Below are 4,015 nucleotides of genomic sequence, written 5' to 3'. Positions count from 1 at the left end.
GTCAGAACCTGTCCCCCACCCACCGCGCGGGCCCACCGACCAATACCGATCCGCGCCCGTATCACCCCTGCTCGAAGGAGTTTGCGTGACCACCGCCGTACCCGAGACCCCCGATCGCTCCGCCGTGCCGCAAGGAGCCGCCCACACGCACCGCGAGATCCACCAGCAGCCTCGCCTGTGGGCCGAGATGGCCTCCCGCGTGGCACAGGAACGCTCCGCCCTCGACGCGTTCCTGGCCCCTCTGCTGGCCGATACCCGGCTGCGGATCGTCCTCACGGGCGCGGGCACCTCCGCATACGCCGGGCAGATCGTGCGGTCGGCGCTGCGGCGCGCAACGGGCCGCACGGTCGATGCCGTCGCCACGACGGACATCACCGCCACCCCGCACGCATGCTTCGAGGAGCCTGACCGGCCGACCCTCCTGGTGTCCTTCGCGCGCTCGGGCAACAGCCCCGAGAGCATCGCCGCGACCGAGATCGCCGACCAGCTGCTCGACCACTGCGCCCACCTCGTCGTCACCTGCAACGCGGAAGGCTCCCTGGCCGCACGGCACCAGGAACGCGCCGACTCCTACGTGCTCCTGACGCCGCCCGAGGCGGAGGACCAGAGCTTCGCGATGACCTCCAGCCTGACCTGCATGCTCCTCGGGGTGCTCCATTCGCTGGGCGGCAGCCATATCCGCGGCCTCGACGACTGCGCGGGCGCGGGCGCGGCCCTGCTGTCCGGCGATGTGCCCGCCAGGATCGCCGAACTGACCGATCGCGCGCCGGACCGCTTCGTCTACCTGGGAAGCGGCGCGTTGCAGGCCCTGGCAAGCGAGTCCGCGCTCAAGCTGCTTGAGTTGACCGGCGGCGCGGTGGCCGCGCTCTCGGACTCGTCGCTGGGTTTCCGGCACGGCCCCAAGGCGTTCCTCACCCAGACGACGGCGGCCGTAATCTACGTGTCGAACGACCCCTACACCCGCCAGTACGACCTGGACATCTTCCGCGAGCTGAGCGCCGGCCTGCCCGCGGGGCAGGTCCTTGCGGTCGCCGCAAGTCCCGAAGGCCTCCCGGCCGAACACACCTGGCTGGTGGACGGCATGGCCGACGCCGACGATGCCACCCTGGCGCTGCCCGCCGTGCTGTGCGCCCAACTCGTGGCGCTGGCCGCCTCGCTGGCCTGCGGAATGACACCTGACAATCCCTTCCCCGACGGGGAGGTCAACCGGGTCGTCCAAGGCGTCACCATCCACCCGCTGCCCGCGCGCTGAGCCCCGACCGCAGGACGCCGGACCCACCGGACTCAGCCGACTCACCGGAAGGAAGCAACGCCATGTATCTCGGAGTCGACGGCGGCGGCACGAAGACAGCCTTCGCCGTCGTGGACGCCGCCGGGACGGTGCTGGGCACGGCCGAAGGCCCGCCCACCGCACCCGCGCTCGGGGAACAGGGCATGCGGACCGCGCGGACCGTGCTGCGCGAGGGGATCACGGAGGCCTGCCGGCAGGCGGGCACCGACCCCGCACACCTGAAGCACGCGTTCCTCGGGCTGCCCGGCCACGGCGAGTCCCCGTCGCTGACCGGGGCGTTGGACGCGCTGCCCGCGGAGCTCCTCGGGCACGACCGGTACGCGGTGGGCAACGACATGGTGTGCGGCTGGGCCGGATCGCTCGGCCTCGCCGACGGCATCAACGTCATCAGCGGTACGGGTTCGATGGCGTACGGCGTCCTGCGCGGGCGCAAAGCGCGCACCGGCGGATGGGGAGAGCTCTTCGGCGACGAGGGCTCGGCGCACTGGATCGCGGTCCAGGCGCTGAACCTCTTCACGCGCATGAGCGACGGCCGGATGCCGCCAGGTCCGCTGCACGCGGTGCTGCGGCGCCGGCTGGCACTCGCCGCCGATCTGGACCTCGTCGACGTCATGCTGCTGGGCCGCCCGGACCGCACCGCCGTCGCCGCGGTCAGCCGCCACGTCTCCGAGGCCGCGGCCGAGGGCGACGAGAGGTGCGCGCGCATCCTCACCCGGGCCGGCGAAGAACTGGCCGAACTCGCCCGCGCCGCCCGCCGCGCGCTGGCCGCCGCGCCCGACGAGGAGGTTCCCGTCTCCTGGTCGGGCGGGGTGTTCACCGTGCCGCGCGTGCGCGAGGCGTTCACCGGCGCCCTCGCCTCCTTCCCGGAGCCGTACGCCACCCGCGCTCCCCTCGCCACTCCCGTCCTCGGCGCGGCCCTGCTCGCCGCCCGCCTCGCCGGTGAACCCCTCCCCCGCTGACCGGTTCCGGGCCCCCGCACATCAACCGAGCCTCCGCCGCTCACCCTTCATCCGCTCCGCCGCCCTCCCGCCCTCCTCGCGGGACGGGCCGCCGGGCGCACCCCGAAAGGACACGCTCGTGCCAGCCAGCAACCCCGACCGCCGCTCCCTCGTGCTCATCGGCGCCGGCAGCGCCGTCTTCACCCGCGGCCTGCTCGCCGATCTGATCGGCGCGGACGACCTGGGCTCCTGGGAGATCCGGCTCGTCGACGTCAACCCCGATGCGCTCTCGGTCACCACCCGCCTCGCCGAGCGCATGGTCGAGGCGCGCGGCGCCCAGAAGCGCATCACCGTACGCTCGTCCACCGACCGGCGCAGCGAACTGCCCGGCGCGGACTACGTCGTGACCTGTGTGGGCGTCGGCGGCCGGCCTGCCTGGCAGGAGGACCACGAGATCTGCCAGCGGCACGGCGTCTTCCAGCCGGTCGGCGACTCCGTGCTGCCCGGCGGGATCTCCCGGCTGCTGCGCACCACGCCCGTCATGGTCGACATCGCGCGCGACATCGTCGAACTCGCCCCGGACGCCTACTTCTTCAACTACAGCAACCCGATGACGGCCAACATCCAGGCCATGACCCGCTACGCGGGCGCCGAGGTCATCGGCCTGTGCCACGGCATGCACCACGTGCAGCGGGAGCTCGCCGCCTTCGCCGGGCTGCCCTTCGAGGAGACATCGACGCTGTACGCGGGGATCAACCACCTCACGTTCATCTACGACTTCCGCCACAACGGCCAGGACGCCTGGCCGGGGGTGCGCGCCCGGATGGAGCGCGAACTCGCCGAGCCCGCCGACCCGGCGGACATCGGCGCGATCTGGGAGAACGGCAAGGCCTGGCACAACCCGTTCTCCTGGGAGTTCTTCCGCACCTACGGCGCCTACCCGGCGGCCAACGACCGGCACGTCGTGGAGTTCTTCCCCGAGCGCTGGGCCGGCGGCGACTATTACGGCAAGAAGCTCGGCGTCGATGCCTTCTCCGTGCCGGAGATCCTCCAGTGGGGCGAGGAGCGCTACCTGTCGATGCGCACCCAGGCCGAGGGCGACACCCCGCTCGATGAGTCCGCGTTCGACCGCTCCACCGGCGAGCAGGAACAACTTCTGGCGATCATCCGGTCGATCACCTTCGACCGGCGGGAGATGTTCTCGGTGAACGTGCCCAACCGGGGCAGCGTTCCGGGCCTGCCGGACGGGTCGGCCCTGGAGATTCCGGCCGTGGCCACGGCCCGGGGGCTGCGTCAGCTGCGGGTTCCCGACCTGTCGGCCCCGCTGACGGCGATCCTCGCGCGGCGCCTTGCACCCGTGGACCTGGCGGTCGAGGCTGCGATGACGGGAGACCGTGACCTGGTGGTCGAGGCCGTGATCGCCGACGGCGCGGTCACCGACCGGGACGCGGCCGCCGCCCTGACGGACGACCTGCTGCGGGCCCAGAGCCGTTTCCTGCCCCGATTCAACTGACCCCACCCGCACACCGACGAGCCTGGAGAGACTGTGAAGATTGCCCGAGTGCGGTACGAGGGGCGTGTCCTGGCGGCCCGCGTGGACGGTGACACCGTGTTCCCCGTCGTGGCGGAGGACCAGCGGCACATGTCCGACGCGGTGCGCGACCTGATCGCGGACGGGACGGCCCATGACGTGCTGAGCGCCGACGTGCCGGGGGTGCCCCTGGCCGACGTCGAACTGCTCAGCCCGCTCGTCGCCCCGCAGAAGATCATCTGCATCGGTCTCAAC

At 72.3% G+C, this 4,015-nt stretch carries 4 protein-coding genes; all 4 read left to right on the top strand.

From position 1 onward, the window contains the following. Window positions 1–85: 85 nt before the first annotated feature. Window positions 86–1,252, top strand: coding sequence for an SIS domain-containing protein (locus ACQKIP_RS41855; RefSeq protein WP_365853859.1), 1,167 nt, complete (start codon window positions 86–88; stop codon window positions 1,250–1,252). Between the two features lie 62 nt (window positions 1,253–1,314). Continuing rightward, entirely contained in the window at window positions 1,315–2,250 is a 936-nt protein-coding gene (locus ACQKIP_RS41850; RefSeq protein ID WP_365853861.1) for an N-acetylglucosamine kinase, read from the top strand. Between the two features lie 118 nt (window positions 2,251–2,368). Beyond that, window positions 2,369–3,742 carry a hypothetical protein gene (locus ACQKIP_RS41845; protein ID WP_365853863.1) on the top strand — a complete coding sequence of 458 codons (1,374 nt, stop codon included), beginning with the start codon at window positions 2,369–2,371 and terminating at the stop codon, window positions 3,740–3,742. Window positions 3,743–3,775: 33 nt separating this feature from the next. Continuing rightward, window positions 3,776–4,015: Rv2993c-like domain-containing protein (locus ACQKIP_RS41840; RefSeq protein WP_427745401.1), on the top strand; the 240-nt coding region annotated here is incomplete at its 3' end.

Source organism: Streptomyces sp. NPDC059900, assembly GCF_050270335.1.
Classification (GTDB): domain Bacteria; phylum Actinomycetota; class Actinomycetes; order Streptomycetales; family Streptomycetaceae; genus Streptomyces.
The sequence above is the reverse complement of the archived record's forward strand: the minus strand, read 5'-3'. Positions and strand labels throughout refer to the sequence as shown.

Bases quoted from the DNA above. Each gene is read 5' to 3' on its own strand.
- ACQKIP_RS41850 (WP_365853861.1), top strand. From the start codon at position 1,315: ATGTATCTCGGAGTCGACGGCGGCGGCACGAAGACAGCCTTCGCCGTC.